The organism is Streptomyces sp. NPDC007983 (genome assembly GCF_042958345.1).
GTDB lineage: Bacteria > Actinomycetota > Actinomycetes > Streptomycetales > Streptomycetaceae > Streptomyces.
Genome location: NZ_JBIBJI010000037.1, coordinates 16,574 through 38,674, shown reverse-complemented (window position 1 = coordinate 38,674; position 22,101 = coordinate 16,574). Strand labels below are relative to the sequence as shown.

The window sequence follows — 22,101 nt, the reverse complement described above, 5'->3', positions numbered from 1 at the left end:
CCACGCATTCGCTTGGCGTAACCTCGGCATCCACCCCCCGAACGGAGCAATGCCGCGCATGTCCCCGCACTGCTGCCCGCCCGGCCGGCCCGGCGACCCGGCCGCCGTCCCGGCCCCTGTCGCCTTCGAAGGGAACGGCCACGGCGACCGCGCCTCCGCCATACGGCTCCCCGGCGGAACCTTCCTCATGGGCAGCGAGGACCCCGACGCCAACCCCGGCGACGGCGAAGGGCCGGTACGCGAAGTCACCGTGGCCCCCTTCGCCATCGACGCCCACTGCGTGACCAACGAGCGCTTCGCCACGTTCATCGAAGCGACCGGGTACCGCACCGAGGCCGAACGGTTCGGCTGGTCCTACGTCTTCGCCACCTTCCTGCCCGGCGAACTGCTCCGCACCTCCCCGCGCCCGAAGAGCACCCCGTGGTGGTGCGGAGTCCAGGGGGCGTACTGGGCGGCGCCGGAAGGACCCGGCAGCGACGTGTCCGGCCGCTCGGACCATCCCGTCGTGCACGTCTCGTGGACGGACGCGAACGCGTTCTGCCAATGGGAGGGATCACGGCTGCCGACCGAGGCGGAATGGGAGTACGCCGCCCGCGGCGGCCTGGAGGGCAAACGCTTCCCCTGGGGCGATGAACTCACTCCCGACGGCGAACACCACTGCAATATCTGGCAGGGCCGCTTCCCCTCCCACAACACCGCCGAGGACGGCTACCTCGCCACCGCGCCCGTCACCGCCTACCGGCCCAACGGCTACGGCCTGCACAACGTCGCCGGCAACGTATGGGAATGGTGCGCCGACTGGTGGGCCACCACCCCTTTCCCGGCAGAGGGCCCCTGTACCAACCCCGCCGGGCCGCGCCATGGCACCGCGCGGGTCCTGCGGGGCGGCTCGTACCTGTGCCACGACTCCTACTGCAACCGCTACCGAGTAGCCGCCCGCACCAGCAACAGCCCCGACAGCTCCAGCGGGAACACCGGCTTCCGCGTCGCTTGGAACACTCCACCCGGGACCTGAAGGATCGAGTCCCTGGCCATCACCTGGCCACGATGGGCAAGAGGATCCGCAGGGTGGGTCGGCTCCGGTTCAGGCGGACTCCCGAATGGTGAGCCTCGGCCGCACGGCCGGGCCCTGCGCTGCTTGCGCCTCTTGGCCGTCCAGTAGCCGCCGGACCGTTGACGCCACCGTCGTACCCAACTCCGACATGTCGTGGAACGTCGAGGTGAGCCGTGGTCTGAGCGTCGCCCCCAGGGGGTGGTTACCGGATCCGATCACGGAGATGTCGCCTGGCACATCCAGCCCGGCGTCCCGAAGCACCTGGATGAGGGAGAGCGCGAACTCGTCGTTGTAGGCGTACACGGCGCTCGGCCGGTTTCCGGGATCGCGCCAGTGGTCCGTGACGGCCCGCACGCTGTCCACGGCCGGTTGGCAGTCGACGCGCTCCACGGGCACCCCCGCCGCGTCGGCGACCGCTCGTACGGCGTCGAATCGCTTCTGGGCGATGCCCGCCAACTCACCACCGGGGACCAGACAGGCCAGTTGACCGTGTCCGCGGTCCACCAGGTGGCGCGCCGCGCGGTCGGCCACGGCCGGCTGGTCCAGCACCATGGTCAATGAAACGGCTGGTCATCGGGCCACGACTGTCCTGCCGCCAGGTGCACCGCCGCAGCGAACGCCGTCCCGCTGCCATGCCCAGCTCCTTCACGGAGCGGGCCGGGTCATGGTAGCGGGGCAGATGAGGTGCGCCGATGCGCCCGGCCCGCTCCGGACGACTGGGCGTCGCGTGGGCGGTGTGCGCGCTGATACCCCCTCGCACGGCGGTTACGTAGTCCAGACCACGGGCGCTCAGCCCCGCCCGGAAAGCGTGCATCTGGCCGTATCCGGCGTCCGCCACCACGGTGCGGTCCTCCTGGCCCCACTCGGCCATTTCGTCCAGGGCATCCAGCGCCAGCCGCCACTTCTCCCGGTGCCTGACCTCGTCCGGCACTCCGGTGACACGTGCCGCTGGGTGTCCTGGTCCCACTCCTCGGGCAGGAACAGCCGCCACCGCAACGGGACGGAGGCGTTATCGCTGACCGCGTGCACGCTCACCGAAACCTGACAGTTCGCCTGCTTGCCCAAAGCGCCGCCGCAGTACTGATGCCCGACCCCGACCAACATCCGACCATCCACCATCCTTGGGGAAGGACACATCGTCGATCACAAAGGCGTCCACTGATCAGTGGCACCATGCGCTCGGCGATGCGACGCTGCACCGGTATCGGGTTCCACGGTGACTGGTTCACGAACTGCTGCAGATTCTGCTCGTTGCCGTCCGGCAGCCGCTCCGCCATCGGCTGGATCGACTTACGGCGACCGTCCAGCATCAGTCCCCGCAGGTAGCAGTCACCCTTCGCCCGCTGGTCCCGCCGCGGCACCGATGCGAACACATCCGCCACGCACGCCGCTAACTCCGCCCGAAGACCCCCCACTTGCCGCCTCTCCATCCATCCACCGTGCTTCGGACGAACACAACCGGCAAACACACCTAACGGAGCCCTACTAGGGAGTGTTGCGAAAGTGGATCAAGGTCGCAGATGATCTCCGGCCGTGGGGCGAAGTGATCTGACGAACCGCCAGTGGGAGCGACTGGAACCGCTGCTGCCAGTGGGCAAGAAGCCGGGCCGTCCGCGGACCTGGGCCCATCGGCAGCGGATCGATGGCATACGGTGGCGGGTGAGGACCGGTGCGCCATGGAGGGATATCCCGGAGCGATACGGGCCGTGGGACCGGGCGTACGACCTCTTCCGGCGGTGGCAGCGTGACGGGAGCTGGAAACGAATCTTCGAACACCTACAGGTCGAGGCCGACGCAAAGGGCCTGATCACGTGGGATGTGAGCGTGGACTCCACCATCGCCCGTGCCCACCAGCACGCCGCCGGGGCGCGTAAAAGGGGGATCTCCAAAAGGAACCCCCTGGAAGCGTCGACAGCGAGCCCGACGACCACGGCCTCGGGCGCTCGCGTGGCGGGCTGACCACCAAGCTGCACCTTGCGGTCGAGCAGGGACAGAAGCCCCTGTCCCTGCTTGTCACTGCCGGCCAGCGGCACGACAGCCCGCAGTTCCAACCGGTCCTGGATGGCATCCAGGTGCCCCGGGTCGGCCCCGGCCGGCCACGGACCCGGCCGGACAAGGTCCGCGCGGATAGGGCGTACGGCTCCCGTGCGAACCGCGCCTACCTGCGTCGGCGCGGCATCCGTTGCACCATCCCGGAGAAGGCCGACCAGGTCCGCAACCGCAAGAACCTCGGCTCGCGTGGCGGGCGCCCACCCATGTTCGACAAGGCTGACTACAAGGAACGCCACGCGGTGGAGTGCGGGATCAATCGCCTTAAACGCCACCGGGCCGTGGCTACTCGCTATGACAAGCTCGCGGTGCGGTTCGAGGCGACCGTGCTGGTTGCCGCCATCAACGACTGGCTGTGACCGCCACGCACCGAGAGGCTCATTCGGCCTCGGGGACCACCTGGGCGAACGAGGTCACGAACGCGGTGATGAGTCGGGCGAACTCGGACCGGTCGGCGTCCGACCAATCCGCCATCACCCGCGCGAAGATCTCCTGCCGGAACTGGTGTGTGCGGTCGAGCCGTTCCCGACCGGAGACGGTCAGGGCGAGCAGCGTGCGGCGGGCGTCGGAAGGGTCGGTCCTGCGGTCCAGCCACCCTTCCTCGACGGTGCGGAGCACCAGTCGGCTCGCCCTCGGTTGATCAACGCCCAGCGCGGTGGCGACGTCCGAGACGGAGCACGGCTTGTCGCGGTCCTCGATGACGTCCAACACGTTGAACAGTGTGGGGTCGATCGGCTTGTCGCCGTCGGGTGGCCCGAGCCGCCCCAGCGATCGGCGGGTCTGGCTGCGGCGGATCGCCACCATGGCCCGTTCGACGTCGGCGATCGCCTCGTCCTGTTCCCTCTTCGGCATGCATGCTAGATTACAATAGTTGTCAAAAGACATGCATCGGGGATTGTCATGACTGACTTGACTCAGCTGCGCAACGTACACGAGCAGCGCCCGCTCGGCTACTGGTTGAAGCACATCGACGGGGCGATCGAGGAGAGCCTGGGCCGGCTGTTCGCCACGGATGGCCTGAACCGGCGAGGGTGGCAGGTACTGAACACCATCTCGTACGACTCAATCACCATCGCCGAACTCGACGAGGCAATGGCCGCGTTCCTGTCCGCCGACGAGCCAACCATGCGCCCGTACGTCGACCGGTTCATCGAGCGCGGCTGGGCACACACGGCTGACGAAGGCGCGGTGGCATTGACCGGCGAGGGCCGACGGGCGCACCAGCGGGTTTCCGAGCAGGCCGGAGTCCTGAGGGTTCGGATGATGGAGTGCCTCTCGTCCGAGGAGCACAGAGTGTTGATGGAACTGCTCCAGAGGGTCGCCACCCAGCTTGACGCCCTGACGGTTGAAACGCCCCGTCAGTAGTCGTGTGCGCACTTCTCTCTGCGAGATGGTGGTTATCCACCTGGGCAATCACGCGAAAATGTGCTGGTCACAGCCGTCCGCAATCGGTTAAGACTAGCACTTTCGCAACACTCCCTAATTGCAGGCAAGTTGTCGCCAACTTCGAAGGTTGCCCATCCGTGGGGAGGCGTGCCGTCCTGGTCCAGGACCGAGGTCGTACACATCAGGACGTCACTCCTGGCCTCCAGTCGGGTGTTGTCCGCGCACCCGCACTGCTGTGGGGACCACATGCGGGCTACGGGGACATGTTCGGGAACAGGGCGCGGGTGCGGTCGGGGTCGGGTGCGACGAAGGTGCCGGCCGCGGTGACCAGCGCGGTGGAGGGGGCACGTTCGGTGCTGATCGAACCGGCCACAAGGATCTTGCGGTTCTCGGTGCCGGTGACGTGTGCGACGACACGCAGGGGCGTCTCCAGCGGGACGGGCCGGTGGTAGCGCAGCCGCAGGGCGATAGTCATACCGGGTGTCCCGGCCGCGGCACAGGCCCAGCCCATGAGTTCGTCAAGGAGCTTGGCGCTCATGCCGCCGTGCCCGTAGCCGGGCGGTCCTTCGTGAGCGATGCCGAGCGTGCAGTGGCCGACGACGCCATCGCCGTTCGTCGCCACCCGCATGGGCGGGGCCAGCGGGCTGCCGGTGCCGGTCACGGGGCTGTACATCCTGACCCCGCCGGGAAACTCGTCCACGGCTGGGATGTCCGCAGGTCCGCGTCGTCGGCCGGTCAGTTGCCGCGTCAGGCCGCGGACGCCGTCCGCCACCCTCTCCAGGGTTTCCACGGAGGCCGCGGTACGCACGGTGGCGTCCACCAGAGCCCGTAGTTCGTCGCCGAGTACGGTGATCGCCGCCCGCTGGTGGTCCAGTTGTTCGTCTTTCGGCCGTACGGAGTCGGAGTTCAGCGCCCGGGTTCGGGTCACAGGTGTGTTCATCGGTCTTCTCGGTCGGGGCGGTCGGCGGTCGTGATGCGGTCAGGCGTCGTGGCGTACGAAGACGGGCTTGAGGTGCTTCTCGGGCAGGGCGTCGGGGAGTTGTTCCCAGTCGATGACGTGGGAGACGACCCGTGCGGGGTCGACGTCGCCGGAGCGGGCGAGGGCGAGGGCGTCGGGGATGTGGCTGCGGACGTTGTCGCGGGCGATGCGCAGGGTGACGCCGGTGAGGTACATGTCGAGCAGGGGCAGTTCGCCGGGGCGGAAGTGGTTACCCGCCGACTCGCATACCTTCCGGGGCGAGGGACTTGACGGCGAGGGCGAGCTGGTTGACGCGCCCGGTGGCCTCGACGGCCAGCTCGAAGCCGTGCCGGACCGGTTCGATCGCCTCGGCGGTGCGGGCCCCGAAACTCTCGGCGAGCTTGCGGTGTTCGGGGTTCGGGTCGACGTAGAGGACGTCGGAGGCGCCAAGCGCGCGGGCGATGTCGCACACGTACAGGCCGATGCTTCCGCGGGCGACGACCAGGACCCGGGCACCGGGCTTGTTCTTCAGGTGCGGGGCGACGAGGCGCCAGGACAGCGACCAGTTGTCGCTCGCCGAGGCCATGGCGATCGGGTCAAGGTCGGCAGGCAGGGGGACGAGCATGGCGTCTGCCCACGGGACGCGGGCCAGGTCGGAGAAGAGGCCGCCCCAACTGCCGCCGATCGGCGCGCCGTACATGGCCATGTGCGGTACGGACGAGCAGTGCGCGGTCAGCCCGGCGCGGCACTGGTCGCAGGTGCCGCAGTTGATCGACCAGGGGACGACCACCAGGTCGCCCGGCGTCACGGTCGTGACAGCGCCGCCGGTCTCGACGACCCGGGCCACGCACTCGTGGCCGAGGGCGAACGGCGGGTCGATGAAACCGTGTCCGGCCAGGATCGCGGTGTCGACGTCGCAGGAGGTCGCGGCCACCGGGGCGACGATCGCCTCTTGGCCGGAGCGGACTTGGGGGTCGGGCGCCTCGCGCCATTCGACCGAGTTCCGGGCGACGTAGATCAGTTCACGCATCGGTCTTCTGCCCCTTCGCCAGGGCCACGAGATCGGCGTATCGGATGACGGAGCCGCCCGCGCTCCAGGTGCCGTCGGGCTGCTCGTGCACGAGCACCCATACGCGCAGGGCGTCGTCCGTGCCGAGGCCGGCGGCGTCGAGCACGGTCCTGGTGGCGTCCTGTACCAGTCCGGCCTTGCGCCGCTCTGACAGCGCGCCCTGGGGGACCGTCACTTCCACGAGGAAGCGGGGCATCTCGTCCCCGGCAGTGGTCTGCGCGCCTTCCGGCAGCTCAACGAGGTAACTCCACGCCTGGGCGCGGAAGAACGCCGTGTCGGGCGCGCCCTCCCAGTGCAGCAGGACGGCGGCCAGGTCGCGCTGGACGGTTTTGCGGCCCTCCCCGGTCAGCGAACCGGGCGGGACGGTGAGGCGGATCATCGGCATGACGGAGTCTCCCTTCGGCTGTGCGGCACAGCGGTGCGCACACGGTCTATGACAGTCGTTATAACCGGAGCTCACGCTAGACTATGACGAGCGTCATAGCCAGAGAGAGGGGCACGGTCTTGGCCAGGTCCAGCGCGCCGTCGCGCGAGCGCATCGTGGCCGGTGCGGCCGACATGATCAGCAGGCGTGGCCTGAATGCCACGAGCATCCGCGAACTGGCCAAGCACGCCAAGGCGCCGCTCGGCTCGACCTACCACTACTTCCCCGAGGGCAAAGGGCAGTTGGCCACCGAGGCGGTGCAGTACGCGGGGGCCGCGGTGTCCCGCATCCTGCGCGACTCGCTGGACGCGGGCCCGGCCGCCGGGCTGCGCGCCTTCCTCGACGTATGGCGCGGCATCGTCGTCGAGAGCGACTTCCGCGCCGGCTGCCCCGTGCTTGCCGTCTCCGTCGAGGAGCCGCTCGACGGAATCCCGCCGGCACTCACCGCCGCCGCCGAGGCGTTCGAGGACTGGGAGCGACTGCTCACACAGTCGCTGCGCGCGCACGGCGCCGACACCGAGCAGGCCCCGGGGCTCGCGGCCCTCGTCGTGGCGGCCGTCGAGGGCGCGATCGCCATGTGCCGCGCCCAGCGCAGCACACGGGCGCTGGATCAGGTGGCACAGCAGCTGGAAGCGGTGATCAACGGCGCTGTCGGCCGGTCGGCCTGACCCGCCGCCGGCCGGTCGATCCGACCCGGCTCAGGCGCCGAGCGCCGCGCGGATCGCCTTGGCCTTCTCCTCGGTGAACACGCCACTCTCCAGCAAGGAGAGGATCGAGAGGACCCCGCCACCGGTGCCCCAGCTGCCCTCGTCGACGACGCGGAAGGTGACCCACCAGGCCGGCGACGGCTCCGGCAGTCCGCAGGCGTCGGCCAGCGCGGCCAGGACGCGCTCGATGACCGCGGCCCGGACCTCCCGGCGCCAGTCCCCGTCCATGACCGTCACGTCGATCACCATGGCGTCGGGCCCGGGGCCGGCCGTCCGCGAGGAGCCGGCCGCCGATGGCCATCGCGTCCGGCTCGCGCTCCGTGAAGTGCACCTGGAACCCGCCCCGGGCGGCCGGTGCGAACTGACCGACCTCGGGCACGAGCACCGCATCGGTCAGCGTCTCGGCCAGTGTGCGGCGCTGTTCCACACTCAGACGCCCCTTCGGGGAGTTCACGGTAATGACGGTCATGACTGCCTCCTATGACGATCGCTATAGCGCGATCCTACGCGAGATCTATAACGGTCGTCATAGGCCGCGACGGCCATAAGCCTGTCAGGCGCGCGGAAGGAGGACCGTACCGTCGCCGTCGGCGTGCAAGATGTCGCCGGGGGTGAACGTCACGCCGCCGAACGTCACCGGCACATCCACCGTACCGGCCCCCGCCTTCGCGCTCCTGCGCGGATTGGTACCGAGCGCCTGGACCCCGAGTTCCATTCCGGCCAGGGCGGCGGTGTCGCGCACAGCCCCGTGCACCACGACGCCCGCCCACCCGTTACTCAGGGCGCGGGCGGCCATGCGGTCGCCGAACAGGGTGGCGCGCAGGGAAGCCCCGCCATCGATGACCACGACGCAGCCCTCGCCGGGGGTGCGCAGGAGCTCGTGCAGCAGGGCGTTGTCGTCGCGACAGGAGACGGTGCGCACGGGGCCGGCGAAGGAGCGCAGTGCCCCGTACGAGGTGAACTGCACGTCGCACACCCGAAGTTGGTCGCCGTACTGGTCGGCGAGGTCGGCGGTGGGGACGGGCGCCGTCGTCTGCATGGGGTACCTCTCGCTGGCGTCGCGTTGATGTGCCCCCGACCTGGCGGGGCGCGTCGAGATTTTGCATCAAATCGAAGCTCGATACAATCCTTCCGCGCCCCTTAAAATGAGGCGTCCCACGTCCCCACCCGAAGAGCGCAGAGGTTGATGTCGCGGCCGAACCTGACCACCTCCATCGCCACTCGCCTCGTGGACCTGCTGCGCCGCAGCGGCCTCGAGGAGGGGGCTCATGTCACCGAGCAGTGGGCGGCCGACGAGCTGGACGTCTCCCGTACCCCCGCCCGCAAGGCCATGCTTTTCCTCGCGGAGGTCGGCATTCTGCGGCGCGAGCCCAATCGGGGCTTCTTCCTGGACCGCGGCGCGGCCACGCTGACGCGGACCGACCTGGGTGAGGGTGCGGACATCGAGCAGGACGCGTACTTCCGGATCGCCGACGATTACGTGGGCGGCCGGTTCACCGGTCCGTTCACGTCGGCCGACATCGGCCGCACCTACGGCCTCACCCCCCGCCAGGCCGACCGGGTCCTGTCCCGCATGGACTCCGAGGATCTGGTGCGGCGCAGGCCGGGCGGGCGCGGCTGGGAGTTCCAGCAGGTGCTCTCGACCGTCGAGGCGCACGACCAGAGCTACCGCTTCCGCATGATCATCGAGCCTAACGCCCTGCTCGAGCCTGGCTTCACGGTCGATCCGGAAGCGGCGGCCCAGCACCGCAAGCAGCAGGAGGCACTGCTGCGCGGCGACATCCTGCTGCTGCCCCGCGCCGAGCTGTTCCACGTCAACGCCTCGTTCCACGAGATGCTCGTGGGCTTCTCGGGCAACCAGTTCCTCCTCGACGCCGCGCGTCGCCAGCACCGGCTGCGCCGCCTCATCGAGTACCGGCACCAGGTGGACCGATCCCGCCTCGCCGGCCAGGCCCGCGAGCATCTGAGGATGCTGGACATGGTCGAGAGCGGCCGGCTCGAGGAAGCGGCCGAGTTCCTGCGCCGCCACCTGGACAAGGTGAGGATCATCAAGACCGGCGGCTGACCGCCCGACTCCTCCTGGTCCGCTCACACACCTCAGGGCCTCCCCGGGGACTCCGGGGACTCCCTCGGCGAGGTCGCCGGAAGTTCTTCCGTTCCAACGGTTGTACCAATGCGCGCCTTGAGACAATACTGGCCGCCCGGCAGCCGCCGCTGTCGCCTTCGCGGCAGCCACGGACTCCGCCCGTTCCGGAACGACAGCAGGGATCATGACCCCAGACCCCACCCCCACCCGCGCATATGCCCACACCCGCGCCGCCGTCCTCACCGTCGACGGCCACGTGTACCGCTACCTCCCCCTGAACCAGCTCCTGCCGGGTACTCGGCTCGACGAACTGCCCTACGCGGTACGGGTCCTCGTGGAGAACGTCGCCCGCCTCTCGCCCGCCGCGCTCGACGAGGTGCTCGCCCGCGCCCTGAGCGGGAGCGGCGACTGCGAGGTGCCGGTGCGCCCGAACCGGGTCATGCTGCACGACACCACGTGCCTGCCCGCGCTCGCCGACTTCGCCGCGCTGCGCGACAGCGTCGCCGAGCTGGGCGGGGACCCCGAGCGGCTTCAGCCCGCCATCCCCGTGGATCTGACCGTCGACCACTCGGTCATCGTCGAGGAGTACGGCCGTCCGGACGCCGTCGAGCGCAACCTGCTCATCGACTTCCGCCGCAACAGCGAGCGCTACGAGTTCGTGAAGTGGGCCGAGCGCAGCCTGCGGGGCTTCAGGGTCGTCCCGCCCGGCACCGGCATCATCCACCAGGTCAACATGGAGACCATCGCCCGCGTCGTCTGGCAGGAAGAAGACCCGCAGGACGACGGCCTCCCGTGGCTGCACCCGGACGTGCTCGTCGCCACCGACAGCCACACCCCGATGATCAACGCCTTGGGCGTGGTCGGCTGGGGCGTCGGCGGCCTGGAGGGGCAGGCCGCGATGCTGGGCGAGCCGGTCACCATTCCGTTCCCGCGCGTGGTGGGCGTGCGCCTGACCGGACGGCTGCGTCCCGGGGTCGGCGCCACCGACCTCGCCCTGACCCTGACCGAACTCCTGCGCGCCAAGGGCGTGGTGGACCAGTTCGTCGAGTTCTGCGGCCCGGGCCTGGACGCGCTCGGCTGGGCGGAGCGGGCGGCGGTCTCCAACATGGCCCCGGAGTACGGCGCCACCTGCGTCTTCTTTCCGTACGACGACGAGACCGCCGGCTATCTGCGGCTGACGGGGCGGAACGAGGAGCACGTACGGCTCGTCGACGCCTACCTCGCCGCGCAGGGGCTCAAGCGCAGCGCCGACAGCCCCGAGCCGCGCTACGACGACGTCATCGACCTCGACCTGCCCACGGTGGAGCCGAGCCTCGCCGGACCCGACCTGCCGCACCAGCGGCTGCCGCTGTCCCGCGTACCGGACTCCTTCCGGCCCTCCTCGCACTCAACCCCCCTACGGCACGAGGTAGGTGGGGAGCGGCTTCCCGAAGGGCCGGTCGCCATCGCCGCGATCACCAGCTGCACCAACACCGCCAACCCGGCGCTGATCGTGCAGGCCGCGCTGCTCGCCGAGCGGGCCGTGGCGGCCGGGCTCGACACGAAGCCCTGGGTGAAGACGTCCCTGTCGCCCGGATCCCGGGTCGTCGAGGACTATCTGCGCGAGGGCGGGCTGCTCACCGCTCTGGAGCGGACCGGCTTCCACATCGTCGGCTTCGGCTGCATGACCTGCATCGGCAACTCTGGCCCGCTGCAGGAGGAGTTGGAGCATCTCGCACAGGACGGCGCCGTCGAACCCGTGGCCGTCCTGTCCGGCAATCGCAACTTCGCGGGCCGCGTCAACCCGCGCATCAGCCAGTCCTATCTCGCTTCGCCGCCCTGGGTCGTCGCCTACGCCCTGGCCGGTTCGATCCTGCACGACTTCGAACGCGACCCGCTCGGCACCGATGCCGACGGCGCTCCCGTCTTCCTCAAGGACCTGTGGCCCACGGACGAGGATGTCGCCGCCCGCGTCGCCACGTCCGTGCGCCCCGAGATGTTCCGCGCGAACGCCGCGCGCCTGCGCGAGGGCACCCCGGCCTGGCGCGACATCCAGGCCCCCGGCGGCACCCGCTTCACCTGGCACCCGGAGTCGACGTACATCCGGCGCCCGCCGCACCTCAACGAGCTGCCCGCCACGACCCCGGACGGGCCGCGCATCGACCGGGCCAAGGTGCTGATACTGCTCGGCGACGACGTCACCACCGACCACATCTCCCCGGCCGGCGCCATCCCGCTGCACAGCGCCGCCGGGCGCTGGCTGACTGACCTCGGCGTCGAGCGGCGGGACTTGAACCAGTACTCCACGCGCCGCAGCAACCACGAGGTCATGCTGCGCGGCGCCTTCACCAATGCGGCCGTCGTCAACCAGCTCCTGGACGGATCCGAAAGGGGCGGGCACGCGTACACCGCCGGCCGCACCGCCGTCCTCCCCGTCCACGAGGCCGCGCCCACCTATCGCGCGGCGGGCTACGACCTGGTGGTCGTCGCGGGCCGCAACTACGGCGCGGGCTCCAGCCGCGACTGGGCCGCCAAGGCGCAGGCGCTGCTCGGAGTGCGGGCGGTCGTCGCCGAGTCGTACGAGCGGATCCACCGCAGCAACCTGATCGGGATGGGCGTACTGCCGCTGGAGTTCGACGAGGGCGAGGACGCGTCGGCGTACGCCCTCACCGGAGAGGAAGACCTCGCCTTCACCGGCCTCGATGACCTCCACGTCGGCACGAACCGCATCACGCTGCACCTCGCCCGCCCCGACGGCTCGCGTACGACGGCCACCCTGCGTCTGCGCCTCAACTCCCGCCAGGAGCTGGCCTATCTCCGCCACGGCGGACTCCTGCCCTATGTGGTGCGCCGTGCGGTCGCGGCGTCCTGAGTCCCCCGTTCCGCTACGTCTCTCGAAGCTGCCGACAGCGCCGTCACGCCATACCCGAGAAGAGCCCTCCATGTCTCCCATCCCCCCAGAACCCCGGCCGACCCGCCGTCACATCGTGCGCGGCGCCGCAGCCGCGGGCCTCTTCGCCACCGGCGCCGGCACGCTCTCCGGCTGCTCCGGTGACGAGGCGAACGCCGCCGCCCCTTCGGTCCCCGCCCACTACCCGCCCACGTACGACACGTTGGTCGACGCCTCACGGCACGAGAAGAAGCTCCTCATCTACTCGAACACCTCGCAGACCAACTGGCAGCCGGTCTTCGACGCGTTCATGGGCCGCTATCCGTGGATCTCCGACGTCCGCGCCACCAACCTGGGCGGCTCGGCGGTCTACGAGCGCTACTACAGCGAGTCCGCCAGTGGCACCTCCCCCGTCGACCTGCTGGTCAACAACGGCGGCCCACTGTGGGGCGACTACGCCACCCGGAACATCGCCTCCGACTACCGCTCGCCGGAGAAGGACCACCTGCCCTCCTGGGGCGAGATACTCCCCGGTGTGTGGATCATGTCGACCGACCCGGTCGCCGTCCTCTACAACCGCAAGACCATCGACTCGTCTCAATACCCCACGGGGCTCAAGTCGCTGGCCGATATCGTCGAGGCGAAACCATCCCGTTTCCGCGGCCGGATCGGCGTGTACGATCCGTCGAACGCCTACGGCTACGCCAGCAACCAGGGCTACACCAGCATGGTCCCCGACGGCTGGGACACCTTCCGGCGGCTGCTGCCCTTCACCCGCTCCGACCACTCCTCAGGTGCGCTCGTCGAGAAGGTCGTCTCGGGCGAGTACGACTTCTCGATCAACCTCAGCGGCGGCGTCGTCATCCCGGCCGCCGAGAGCAGCGGCGGCCTGCTCGGCTGGAGCTACTCCGAGGAGGGGACCATCGTCATGCCGCGCGGTGTATCGATCGTAAAGACGGCGCCCCATCCGAACGCCGCGCGCCTCTTCCTCGACTTCGTGCTCTCGGCGAAGGGCCAGGAGGCCGTCGCCGACGGCGGACTCGTGCCGTACCGGTCAGGGGTGCGGCAGGACGCCATGGACAGCCTCCAGGACATGCGGCGCAAGCTCGGCGCCGACAACGTCCACGTCTACCGCTACGAGCGAGTGCCGGAAGAGAAGCAGGCGGCGTATCTCGCGCGCTGGGAGAAGGCGGCGGGCTGACAGCCGCCTCCCCCCCACCCCAACTCCCCTTCTTTATCGGCATGTTCGCTTGGAGTCGCCATGGCCATCCACACCCCCGAGGCGCCGAGCCCGTCCCGCGGCAGCGCACAGCGCGCCGACACGCTGGGCACGCCGCAGTACCGGCGCCTGTTCGGTGCCGGACGTGAAGTCACCATCCACTGGCTGACGTTCCTCGTCACCACGGCGCTGGTGCTCGCACCGGTCGTCCCGATCCTCTACCAGTCCATACGCAACCAGCCGCTGTACGCGGCGGGCGGCGCCTTCACGTTCTCGAACTACGCGCACCTGTTCACTGAGGCGGGTTTCGGCTCGATCATCCTCGACACCCTGTACTTCGCCGTCCTCACCACGGTGTTCGCCCTCGCCATCGCCGTGCCGATGGCGATCCTCCTGCAGCGCACCCGCTTCCCGGCGGCCCGCCTGTTCGGGCAGGTGCTGCGCTGGCCGATCTACATCTCGCCGCTCGTCCTCGCCTTCGGCTGGATCGTCGTCTACGGCCCTGCCGGATTCCTCACCACCACCCTCCGCGAGTCGCTCGGCTGGGTGCCGTGGAACCTGTACTCGCTGCCCGGCATGGCGTTCGTCGAGGCCGTCGCCCAGGTCCCGGTCGCCTATCTGTTCTGCGCCAACGCTCTTGCCGCGTCCGACACTTCACTGGAGAACGCGGCCCGCACCGTCGGTGCGGGACCGCTGCGCATCCTGCGCTCGGTCGTCGTACCGATGCTGCGCCCTCCCATGCTCTACGCGGGCCTGCTGATCTTCGGCACCGCGGTCGAGACCCTCTCCATCCCGCTCATCCTCGGCCAGCCCGCCGAGATCACGCTCTTCTCCAGCTTCCTCTACGAGCAGGGCATCGACTCGGTCAGCCCTGACTACGGCCTGCTCGGCGCGGCCTCCACCTTCATGCTGCTGACCACGATCGGCCTGGTCGTGGTGCAGGCCCGGCTGCTCAAGCAGGCGCAGCGGTTCGTCTCCGTACGCGGCAAGGCCAACCGGTCGGGGCTCCTGGACATCGGCGGCTGGAAGTGGCTCGGCTTCGCCTTCGTCGGGATCTACGTCGTCTTCGGCGCGCTGCTGCCAATGATCGCGCTGGTCATGCGGGCGTTCACCTCGCTCCTCACGCCGCTGGTGAACCCGTTCGACCTGTTCACCCTGGACAACTTCCGGCTGATCTTCGCCTACGCGCCGTACACGGAGTCGATCACCAACAGCATCACCATCGCGTTCATCGGCGCGGTCGCGGTCACCCTGTTCGGCACCGTCGTGGTCCTGGTGGCCCGCCGCTCCGGCTTCCGCTACGCCCGCCTCCTGGAGACCACCGCCCAGTCACCGCACGCCGTGCCGGGCCTGATCATCGGCATCGGCTTCTTCTGGGCGTTCGCCTGGATGCCGGGCGGCGACGCCGTACGCGGCACACTCCTCGCCCTGATCATCGCGTTCGGCGTGCGCGCCCTGCCCTCGGCATACGGGGCCATCTCCCCGGCGACGATGCAGCTGGGCTCCGAACTCGACAACGCCGCGCGGGTCGCGGGCGCCGACTGGTGGCGCACCGTCTCCCGTATCCTGGTCCGTCTGCTGGTCCCGGCGATGCTCGCCTCGTTCCTCCTCATCTGGACCCAGATGATCCGCGAGTACGCCCCCGCCATGTTCCTCGCCGGGGCCGAGTCCCAGGTCATCGGCACCACCGCCATCGACCTGTGGACCCAGGGCGAGACCGGCTCCGTCGCCGCGCTCGCCACCCTGCAGATCGCCGTCACCGCCCTCGTCGCGGGTCTCGCCGGCCTCCTGCTGCGCGACAGGAAATCCACGCAGGACAAGAAGGCCGTGCAGTCCGTGAAGTCCATGAAGGAGAAGACCCATGCCTGAGCTGGCCGTCGAGAACATCACCAAGTCCTTCAACGGCACGACCGTTCTGGAAGGCATCGACTTCACCGTCGCGGACGGCGAGTTCTTCACCCTCCTCGGCCCGTCGGGCTGCGGCAAGTCCACGACCCTGTCCTGCGTCGCGGGCCTGGACAACCCCGACTCCGGCACCATCCGCGTAGGCGACGAGGTCTTCTTCGACGGAGACGAGAAGGGGCACGGGCGTACCGCCGTCCCGCCCGAGGCACGCAACCTGGGCCTGGTCTTCCAGTCGTACGCGCTGTGGCCGCACATGACGATCGCCGGCAACCTCGCCCTGCCGCTGAAGCTCCGCAAGGTCCCCAAGGACGAGCAGCGCCGCCGCATCGACGACGTCCTCACCAAGGTCGACATGCTGCACCTGCGCGACCGCTATCCGCACCAGCTCTCCGGCGGCCAGCAGCAGCGTGTCGCGCTCGCCCGCGGCATCGTCTACTCGCCGGGCGTCCTGCTCCTCGACGAGCCGCTGTCGAACCTCGACGCGAAGATGCGCGACCAGGCCCGCCTGTGGCTCAAGGAACTCCAGCGCGACATCGGCATCACCACGGTCTACGTCACCCACGACCAGATCGAGGCCATGTCTCTGTCGGATCGCATCGCCGTGTTCATGCACGGCCGCCTCCAGCAGGTCGGCACCCCCACCGAGATCTACGAGACCCCGGCCACTCCGGAGGTCGCCGGCTTCATCGGCCGCTGCAACCTCCTCGACGGCCGTATCGACGAGGCGCCCGCAGAGGGCCGGACCATCCGGGTCGAACTCGGCTCGACGGGCCAGCACTTGAAGGTGCTACGGCCGGACGGTGCGAGGGCGGGCCTGGACGCGACCATCGGCCTGCGCTCCGAACGCATCACGCTCACCGAGCGCGCGGACGGCGCCGATGACGGCGTCAACGTCCTGCGCGCGACGATCAAGCAGTGCTTCTACACCGGCGCCCGCTTCGAGTACCAGCTGTCCGTCGGCGACCTCGACCTCCACGCCGAGAGCCCGGTCCGGCACACAGGTCAGGAGATCAACCTGCTGATCCACCCCGAGGACTGCCTTCTCTACCCGGCGGCAGCGGCCTGACCCGAAGCCGCACCACCGCACGTCGCGTCACCCTGCGCGACTCTGTCGCCCGATTCACTGACGGCGTGTGCGTGTTGTCCTGCGGGGTCGGGGGTGAGGTCGAGGTCGGCGAAGTGGGTGCGGCGTATGGTGAAGCTTCCACTTGTGACTGGACACCTGGAGACTGGGACGTGAGGTTCCAGAGGAAGTAGTGCCAGGTGGGTAGTCAGTACTCGAAGCGGTATTCGGAGGAGTTCAAGCGGGACGCGATCGCGTTGGCCCGCTCCTCCGACAAGACGATCACGGAGGTCGCGCGGGATCTGGGCGTGAGCCCGGAGAGTCTGCGTGGCTGGGTGAAGCGTGACCGGGTCGACCAAGGCGGGGGCACGTCGGGCGAACTGACGAGCGCGGAGCGCGAGGAGCTGAAGCGGCTGCGCAGGCAGAACACCGAGCAGCAGAAGACGATCGAGATCTTGAAAAAAAGCGGCTTCTTCACCGCGTCCAGCAGCATCGTGCTCGGCCTGCTCGGCGGTTTCCTCATCAGCCGCGTGATCGAGCCGCGCCTCGGGCCCTACCAGGTAACCGAGGGCGAGCCCGAGCCGGAGGACCTGACCCTCACCCTCGCCCAGCGCCGGGGCCTGCGGTACACCGCGCTCGTCGTCGCCGTCTACCTGGCGGGCGTGCTCGCCCTGTGACTGCCCTCCGGAGCCCCGCTGCGCGGCGAGGGCGGAGCCCTGATGCCCTCCCCGGTCCTCACCGGAATGGTCCCGCTGGTGTTCGGCGCCTTCCTCCTGGCCGGCATCACCTATGCCCGAGCAGCCAAGACCGTCACCGGCGCCGAGGAGCTGATCACGGCCGTCTCCGACTCGTTGAAGACCATGTCCGGCTACCTCGTCATGATGTTCGTGGCGGCTCAGGTCATCGCACTCTTCAACTGGTCCAACGTCGGCATCCTGCTCGCCGTGAAGTCCGCGGCGTTCCTCAACTCCGTCCACCTCACAGGCTTCTGGGTCATCGTGGCGTTCATCCTGCTGACCGCCTGTCTCAATCTCTTCATCGTCTCCGGTTCCGCCCTGTGGTCCCTGGCCGGCCCCATCTTCGTGCCCGCGTTCATGCTGCTCGGGATGAGCCCCGCGCTCAGCCAGGCGGCCTTTCGCATCGGGGACTCCGCCACCGGCATCCTCACGCCGATGAACCCGTACCTCTTCGTCATCCTCGCCATGCTCCGCCAGTACGAACCCGAGGCCCGCCTCGGCACGCTCATCGCCCGCCTGTCGGTCTTCGCCATGCCGTTCCTGCTGGTGTGGCTGGCGGTCCTGGGCATCTTCTACGGGTTCGATCTGCCGCTGGGACCGGCGCGCACATCGGCCTGAAGTGACCTCCGCTGCCGGTGGCCGGTCGCCGCCCACACCACTCCCCCCGCCAAGCACGGCTCGGTGAGGAGCATGGCGCCTCCCTCGTCAGTCGTTCCGCTGTCCCCACAGACCGATCAGGAGAGAACTGGATGACCACGCTGGCCACGATGAAGTCCCTCAGCGACAGCGAAGGCGATCCGGCCAACTTCGGGTGCGCGTGGGTGGCCAGACACGGTCGGATCGCGCGGGAGGACGCCGTTGTCAACCGACGGCTCAAGGAGGCGGGCTTCATCGTCGTCGGCCAGACCTCGGCGCCGGAGTTCGGCCTGGTCTCGGTCAGCGAGAGCCTGGTCCATGGTGTGACGCGGAACCCGTGGCGTACCGATGTCACCCCGGGTGGTTCGTCGGGTGGCGCGTCGGCTTCGGTCGCCGCGGGCATGGTGCCCGTGGCGCAGGGCGGGGACGGCGGCGGCTCGATCCGGATGCCGGCCGCGTTCTGCCACCTGGTCGGCTTGAAGCCCAGCTTGGGGCGGATCAGTGCGGGACCGGCCAGGCCGGACAGATGGGGGCACAGCGTCCCGGCCGTTGTCACCCGGGCGGTGCGCGACACGGCGGCGGTGCTCGACGCGGTCAGCGGTGGCGCGCCCGGAGACCGGGGTGGCCCCGCGCCCCTTCCGCCGGGCGGCCTGGCCGCGATCTCGATCGGCTCGGCCACGAGATCGAGGAGGCTCATCCCGCTCCCATGCTGGATCCCCGCTGCCTCACGGCGTTCTTCGACGCCCTGAGCGTCACCGCCGCGCAGAGCGTCGAAGCACTGACGAGGGAACTTGGCGAGAGGCCCGGCCCCGACCATCTCGACCCGTCACCCGGTTCTGGGTACGGCGCGGACAGGAGATCACGGGACTGGAGCTCGCCGACGCGCTGGTCTGGCAGCACAGGCTCCGGGCCCATATGGCCGACTGGTGGCAGGAGTTCGACCTTCTGCTGAGCCCGGTGTTCGCCACACCGCCGGGGCCCGTGGGGTAGCCATCGCAGGAACCCGGCGGCCTCCGGAAGTCAGTGGACGTGCTCACCTTCACCGCGCCGTTCAACACCACCGGTCAGCCCGCGATCGCGGTACCGGCGGCTCTGACCGGAACCGGCAAGCCCATCGGCGTCCAGCTTGCGGCGGCCTACGGACGGGAAGACCTGCTGGTCTGTGTCACGGCGCAACTGGAAACGGAACGCCCCTGGGCGTCGCATCGGCCACCGGTTTTCCCTCGGTAGCGCTCCAGAATGGCTTTATCGGGCCTGACCTGGAGTGACGTTGCGGGTGCCGATACATCATCTATGCAGGTGGGGCTTGATCAGTAATCTTCGGCTCTGCCTGAGCAGCGCTTGGCACACTATTTTGCACCCTCACTGCGCGCCGAAAGATCCCCGCACTTGTCGGGAAAGTAAAGGGATCGCCGCTGGTCAGGCAACGAATCAGGACCATTGTGGTCGGATTGTGGTCGTAAGGAATTTTCATTTCTCCTTAGCCGCGATTCACAATGAAAACGCCGCAACAATGCCACGTCGCCGTAGAAGGTGATCGCCATGCGCGCCCACGACACCGTGGGGCGCGTCTACCGCCGCTGCGGCTGCCGCGACGAGCAGCGCCGCCAGCTCGGCACTCACTGCCCCCAGCTGATCTCCGATCCCGCCCACGGGACGTGGACCTTCGCCATCGATCTTCCTGCCACCGAGCCCGGTGGGCACAACCGCACCGTGCGGCGCGGCGGCTTCCCCACCGAGGACGACGCCCGTACCGCCCTGCACCGCTACCGTGCCGGCCGCCGGATCGGCGTCAGCGCCGACCCGAACCAGACCGTCGCCGACTACCTGATCCAGTGGCTCGCGGCCAAGCGGCTGCGACTCAAGCCCACCACATGGGTCCGCTACCGCGACTATGTCCACCACGACCTGATCCCGGCCCTCGGTCCGATCCGCCTGGACGAGCTCGCCTACGAGCACATCCACCACTTCGTACTGGCCCAGCTCGCCGCCGGCCGCGGACGCCCCACCGTGTGGCACATCCTCGCCACCCTCTCCAGCGCGATCGGCGACGCCGTCCGCCAGCACCGACTCCCCACCAACGTCGTCCGGCCCACCGTGATCCCCCGCCCCTCCTCCGAGGAGCGCACCATCTGGACCCCAGCCCAGGCCATCCGCTTCCTGCGCCACTGCCATGCGAACGATCCGGACTTCGCCGACCTGATCGAATTCCTCATCGGCACCGGCCTCCGCAAAGGCGAAGCCCTCGGCCTGCACTGGGACGACGTACACCTCCACGCACGCACCGTCTACGTCCGCTGGACACTCTCGGCGATCGACAACAACAAGCTCGCCCTGACCCGCCCGAAGACCCGCAAGAGCAGCGACTGGGTCGCCCTGTCACCCCGCATCCACGCCACCCTCACCCGCCGCAAAACTCACTACTACGCGCCCAGCGACCCGGGCAGCGGATTCGTCTTCCACCGCGAAGACGGACGTCCCCTGCACCCGGAGTACGTCCTGAACCACTTCCACTACCTCGCCCGCCAGGCAGGCGTTCCGCGCACCAGCGTCCACGACCTGCGCCACCTCGCGGCAACGCTGGCGCTGACCCACGGCGTCGAGCTGACCATCGTGTCGAAGACCCTGCGCCACTCCACGATCTCCACCACAGCCAACATCTACGGCCACCTCACCAAACCCGCGGCCCGCCAAGCCGTCGACGCCATCGCCAAGCAGCTCGACCGCGAGGAAAAGCGCTACGACCACACAACGACCACCAGCCCGCCCGCCCCACGAAGCCAGCCTCACAGCGACCAGTACACACAAGCGGCATGAAACATCATCAGCGCCAGAAGCGTGCCCGTACCCGATCTACGACCACCCAACGACCACCAACCGAAAAGGCCGCCCCCGCCTTCCGGCGGAAACGGCCTCCGACCTGCAATAACACCGTCGGGACGACAGGATTTGAACCTGCGACCCCTTGACCCCCAGGGCGTGGCAACTCTCCGCGACGATCCGTATCGCGCCGTAACTGCCAGTACGCCCCAGCACGAAGCGGTATGCCCCCATCCGCGAGGGAGTACCCGAATGAACGTGATCCGCCGCCTGCGGCAGTTCCAACAGATCAGCGCGTCGCAGGGCCGACACGCGACCGATATCGGCGTCCGGTCCTCACCTCGCTCACCCACTCCATTCCCGCAGAGACCGATGTCGAGTCGGCCGGTGGATCTACTCACGGCATCGGTATATGATTTTTGGTATGGGTGAGCGGTATGACATCGAGCTTGAAGCAGAAGTCCAGCAATGGCTGGACACGCTCCCACCCGCCGACTATCTGCGCGTAATGAAGCTGGCCGACCTCCTCGCCAACCACGCCGAGACACTCGGCGAACCCCAGACCCGCCACCTGGGCGGCAAGCTACGCGAACTACGGTTCTCCCTGCACCGCCGGGAACAACGCATCACGTACTGGCTCGCCCCCGCCCGGCGCATCGTGATGCTGACCGTGTTCCACAAAACCCGCATGCGCGAAACAGCAGAGGTCGACCGCGCCCACACCGCCCAGCAACACTGCGAAGCCAAACACCGTCCTGCCCAGAACCACGAGATCTACGACCGCAACGTGAAGGAGGAGGAACTATGAACCACTCCGCATGGAAGACCCGCCGCGCCAAGGAACTGGCCGACGAGGAGACCGGGCTCACCCCCCAGGCCCAGCAGATCTACGACGAAACCGGGCTGGCCATCGAAATCGGCCGCACCGTCCACCAATGCCGCACCGAACTGGGCTGGTCCCAGACCGAACTCGCACGCCGCGCCGGCATGACCCAGCCCGCCATCGCCCGCCTGGAAACCAGCCTCACTCTCCCCTCCACCCGCACCCTGCTACGCGTAGCCACCGCCCTGGGCCAGCCCCTCCACATCACCATCGGCCACGCGGCCTGACCCCACCGG

At 69.1% G+C, this 22,101-nt stretch carries 20 protein-coding genes and 3 pseudogenes; 15 read left to right on the top strand and 8 right to left on the bottom strand.

All coding sequences use genetic code 11. The features are described from left to right. Nucleotides 1–58: 58 nt before the first annotated feature. Nucleotides 59–1,015 carry an SUMF1/EgtB/PvdO family nonheme iron enzyme gene (locus tag ACFZCY_RS43870; RefSeq protein WP_391187157.1) on the top strand — a complete coding sequence of 319 codons (957 nt, stop codon included), beginning with the start codon at nt 59–61 and terminating at the stop codon, nt 1,013–1,015. A 69-nt stretch (nt 1,016–1,084) separates the two neighbouring features. Here ACFZCY_RS43870 and ACFZCY_RS43865 read toward each other — a convergent pair whose 3' ends face one another. After that, nucleotides 1,085–1,606, bottom strand: a complete 522-nt coding sequence (locus ACFZCY_RS43865) for a substrate-binding domain-containing protein (protein WP_391187155.1) — start codon at nt 1,604–1,606, stop codon at nt 1,085–1,087. Further along, nucleotides 1,587–2,484 (bottom strand): annotated as a pseudogene (locus ACFZCY_RS43860) (IS701 family transposase); the annotation flags it as partial. The gene ACFZCY_RS43865 and the pseudogene ACFZCY_RS43860, both read right to left, overlap by 20 nt. A gap of 103 nt (nt 2,485–2,587) precedes the next feature. Here ACFZCY_RS43860 and ACFZCY_RS43855 point away from each other — a divergent pair. Then, nucleotides 2,588–3,462 (top strand): IS5 family transposase gene (locus ACFZCY_RS43855; protein ID WP_391187153.1). Its coding sequence is split into 2 segments (ribosomal slippage): nt 2,588–2,981 and nt 2,981–3,462, totalling 876 coding nucleotides; the frame shifts between segments, so codons are not numbered across the junction. Nucleotides 3,463–3,481: 19 nt separating this feature from the next. Here ACFZCY_RS43855 and ACFZCY_RS43850 read toward each other — a convergent pair. Beyond that, nucleotides 3,482–3,955, bottom strand: a complete 474-nt coding sequence (locus tag ACFZCY_RS43850) for a MarR family transcriptional regulator (protein WP_391187150.1) — start codon at nt 3,953–3,955, stop codon at nt 3,482–3,484. Between the two features lie 57 nt (nt 3,956–4,012). On the opposite strand from ACFZCY_RS43850, the gene ACFZCY_RS43845 reads away from it, so the two are divergent. Next, the gene (locus tag ACFZCY_RS43845; RefSeq protein ID WP_391187148.1) at nt 4,013–4,468 is read left to right on the top strand and encodes a MarR family winged helix-turn-helix transcriptional regulator; all 456 of its coding nucleotides are present in this window, start codon (nt 4,013–4,015) and stop codon (nt 4,466–4,468) included. Between the two features lie 274 nt (nt 4,469–4,742). Here ACFZCY_RS43845 and ACFZCY_RS43840 read toward each other — a convergent pair whose 3' ends face one another. The 3 genes and pseudogenes from ACFZCY_RS43840 to ACFZCY_RS43830 form a co-directional block, all read right to left on the bottom strand. Further along, complete coding sequence (locus ACFZCY_RS43840; protein ID WP_391187146.1) at nt 4,743–5,429, bottom strand: hotdog domain-containing protein; 687 nt, start codon at nt 5,427–5,429, stop codon at nt 4,743–4,745. A 39-nt stretch (nt 5,430–5,468) separates the two neighbouring features. After that, nucleotides 5,469–6,477 (bottom strand): annotated as a pseudogene (locus ACFZCY_RS43835) (zinc-binding dehydrogenase). Then, the gene (locus ACFZCY_RS43830; protein WP_391187144.1) at nt 6,470–6,901 is read right to left on the bottom strand and encodes a tautomerase family protein; all 432 of its coding nucleotides are present in this window, start codon (nt 6,899–6,901) and stop codon (nt 6,470–6,472) included. The pseudogene ACFZCY_RS43835 and the gene ACFZCY_RS43830 overlap by 8 nt, the downstream one beginning before the upstream one ends. Before the next feature lie 119 nt (nt 6,902–7,020). Between ACFZCY_RS43830 and ACFZCY_RS43825 the strand changes: the two genes are divergently transcribed. Next, the gene (locus tag ACFZCY_RS43825; RefSeq protein ID WP_391187142.1) at nt 7,021–7,608 is read left to right on the top strand and encodes a TetR family transcriptional regulator C-terminal domain-containing protein; all 588 of its coding nucleotides are present in this window, start codon (nt 7,021–7,023) and stop codon (nt 7,606–7,608) included. A gap of 30 nt (nt 7,609–7,638) precedes the next feature. On the opposite strand, the gene ACFZCY_RS43820 is transcribed toward ACFZCY_RS43825, so the two are convergent. Next, nucleotides 7,639–7,875: a hypothetical protein gene (locus ACFZCY_RS43820; protein WP_391187177.1), complete on the bottom strand. Its 237-nt coding sequence runs from the start codon at nt 7,873–7,875 to the stop codon at nt 7,639–7,641. A gap of 325 nt (nt 7,876–8,200) precedes the next feature. Then, entirely contained in the window at nt 8,201–8,686 is a 486-nt protein-coding gene (gene rraA, locus ACFZCY_RS43815; protein ID WP_391187140.1) for a ribonuclease E activity regulator RraA, read from the bottom strand. 147 nt (nt 8,687–8,833) lie between these two features. On the opposite strand from rraA, the gene ACFZCY_RS43810 reads away from it, so the two are divergent. The 11 genes and pseudogenes from ACFZCY_RS43810 (at nt 8,834) to ACFZCY_RS43760 (ending at nt 22,092) form a co-directional block, all read left to right on the top strand. Next, entirely contained in the window at nt 8,834–9,712 is an 879-nt protein-coding gene (locus ACFZCY_RS43810) for an FCD domain-containing protein (RefSeq protein ID WP_391187137.1), read from the top strand. Between the two features lie 205 nt (nt 9,713–9,917). Continuing rightward, nucleotides 9,918–12,584 carry an aconitate hydratase AcnA gene (acnA, locus tag ACFZCY_RS43805; protein ID WP_391187135.1) on the top strand — a complete coding sequence of 889 codons (2,667 nt, stop codon included), beginning with the start codon at nt 9,918–9,920 and terminating at the stop codon, nt 12,582–12,584. A 70-nt stretch (nt 12,585–12,654) separates the two neighbouring features. After that, nucleotides 12,655–13,803, top strand: a complete 1,149-nt coding sequence (locus ACFZCY_RS43800; protein WP_391187133.1) for an extracellular solute-binding protein — start codon at nt 12,655–12,657, stop codon at nt 13,801–13,803. A gap of 60 nt (nt 13,804–13,863) precedes the next feature. Beyond that, on the top strand, nt 13,864–15,690 hold the full coding sequence (locus ACFZCY_RS43795) for an ABC transporter permease subunit (RefSeq protein ID WP_391187131.1): 1,827 nt from the start codon (nt 13,864–13,866) through the stop codon (nt 15,688–15,690). Further along, nucleotides 15,683–16,792, top strand: a complete 1,110-nt coding sequence (locus ACFZCY_RS43790; protein WP_391187129.1) for an ATP-binding cassette domain-containing protein — start codon at nt 15,683–15,685, stop codon at nt 16,790–16,792. Before ACFZCY_RS43795 ends, ACFZCY_RS43790 begins: the two co-directional genes overlap by 8 nt. Nucleotides 16,793–16,989: 197 nt before the next feature. Continuing rightward, nucleotides 16,990–18,144 (top strand): annotated as a pseudogene (locus tag ACFZCY_RS43785) (AbgT family transporter). A 131-nt stretch (nt 18,145–18,275) separates the two neighbouring features. Continuing rightward, the gene (locus ACFZCY_RS43780) at nt 18,276–18,911 is read left to right on the top strand and encodes an amidase family protein (protein ID WP_391187127.1); all 636 of its coding nucleotides are present in this window, start codon (nt 18,276–18,278) and stop codon (nt 18,909–18,911) included. Between the two features lie 274 nt (nt 18,912–19,185). Further along, entirely contained in the window at nt 19,186–19,392 is a 207-nt protein-coding gene (locus ACFZCY_RS43775; protein ID WP_391187125.1) for an amidase family protein, read from the top strand. 312 nt (nt 19,393–19,704) lie between these two features. Continuing rightward, complete coding sequence (locus ACFZCY_RS43770; RefSeq protein WP_391187123.1) at nt 19,705–20,979, top strand: tyrosine-type recombinase/integrase; 1,275 nt, start codon at nt 19,705–19,707, stop codon at nt 20,977–20,979. 427 nt (nt 20,980–21,406) lie between these two features. Continuing rightward, nucleotides 21,407–21,790 (top strand): type II toxin-antitoxin system RelE/ParE family toxin, encoded by a 384-nt coding sequence (locus ACFZCY_RS43765; protein WP_391187121.1) that lies wholly within the window; start codon nt 21,407–21,409, stop codon nt 21,788–21,790. After that, nucleotides 21,787–22,092, top strand: coding sequence for a helix-turn-helix domain-containing protein (locus ACFZCY_RS43760; protein WP_391187119.1), 306 nt, complete (start codon nt 21,787–21,789; stop codon nt 22,090–22,092). The genes ACFZCY_RS43765 and ACFZCY_RS43760 overlap by 4 nt, the downstream gene beginning before the upstream one ends. The last annotated feature ends 9 nt before the right edge of the window (nt 22,093–22,101 follow it).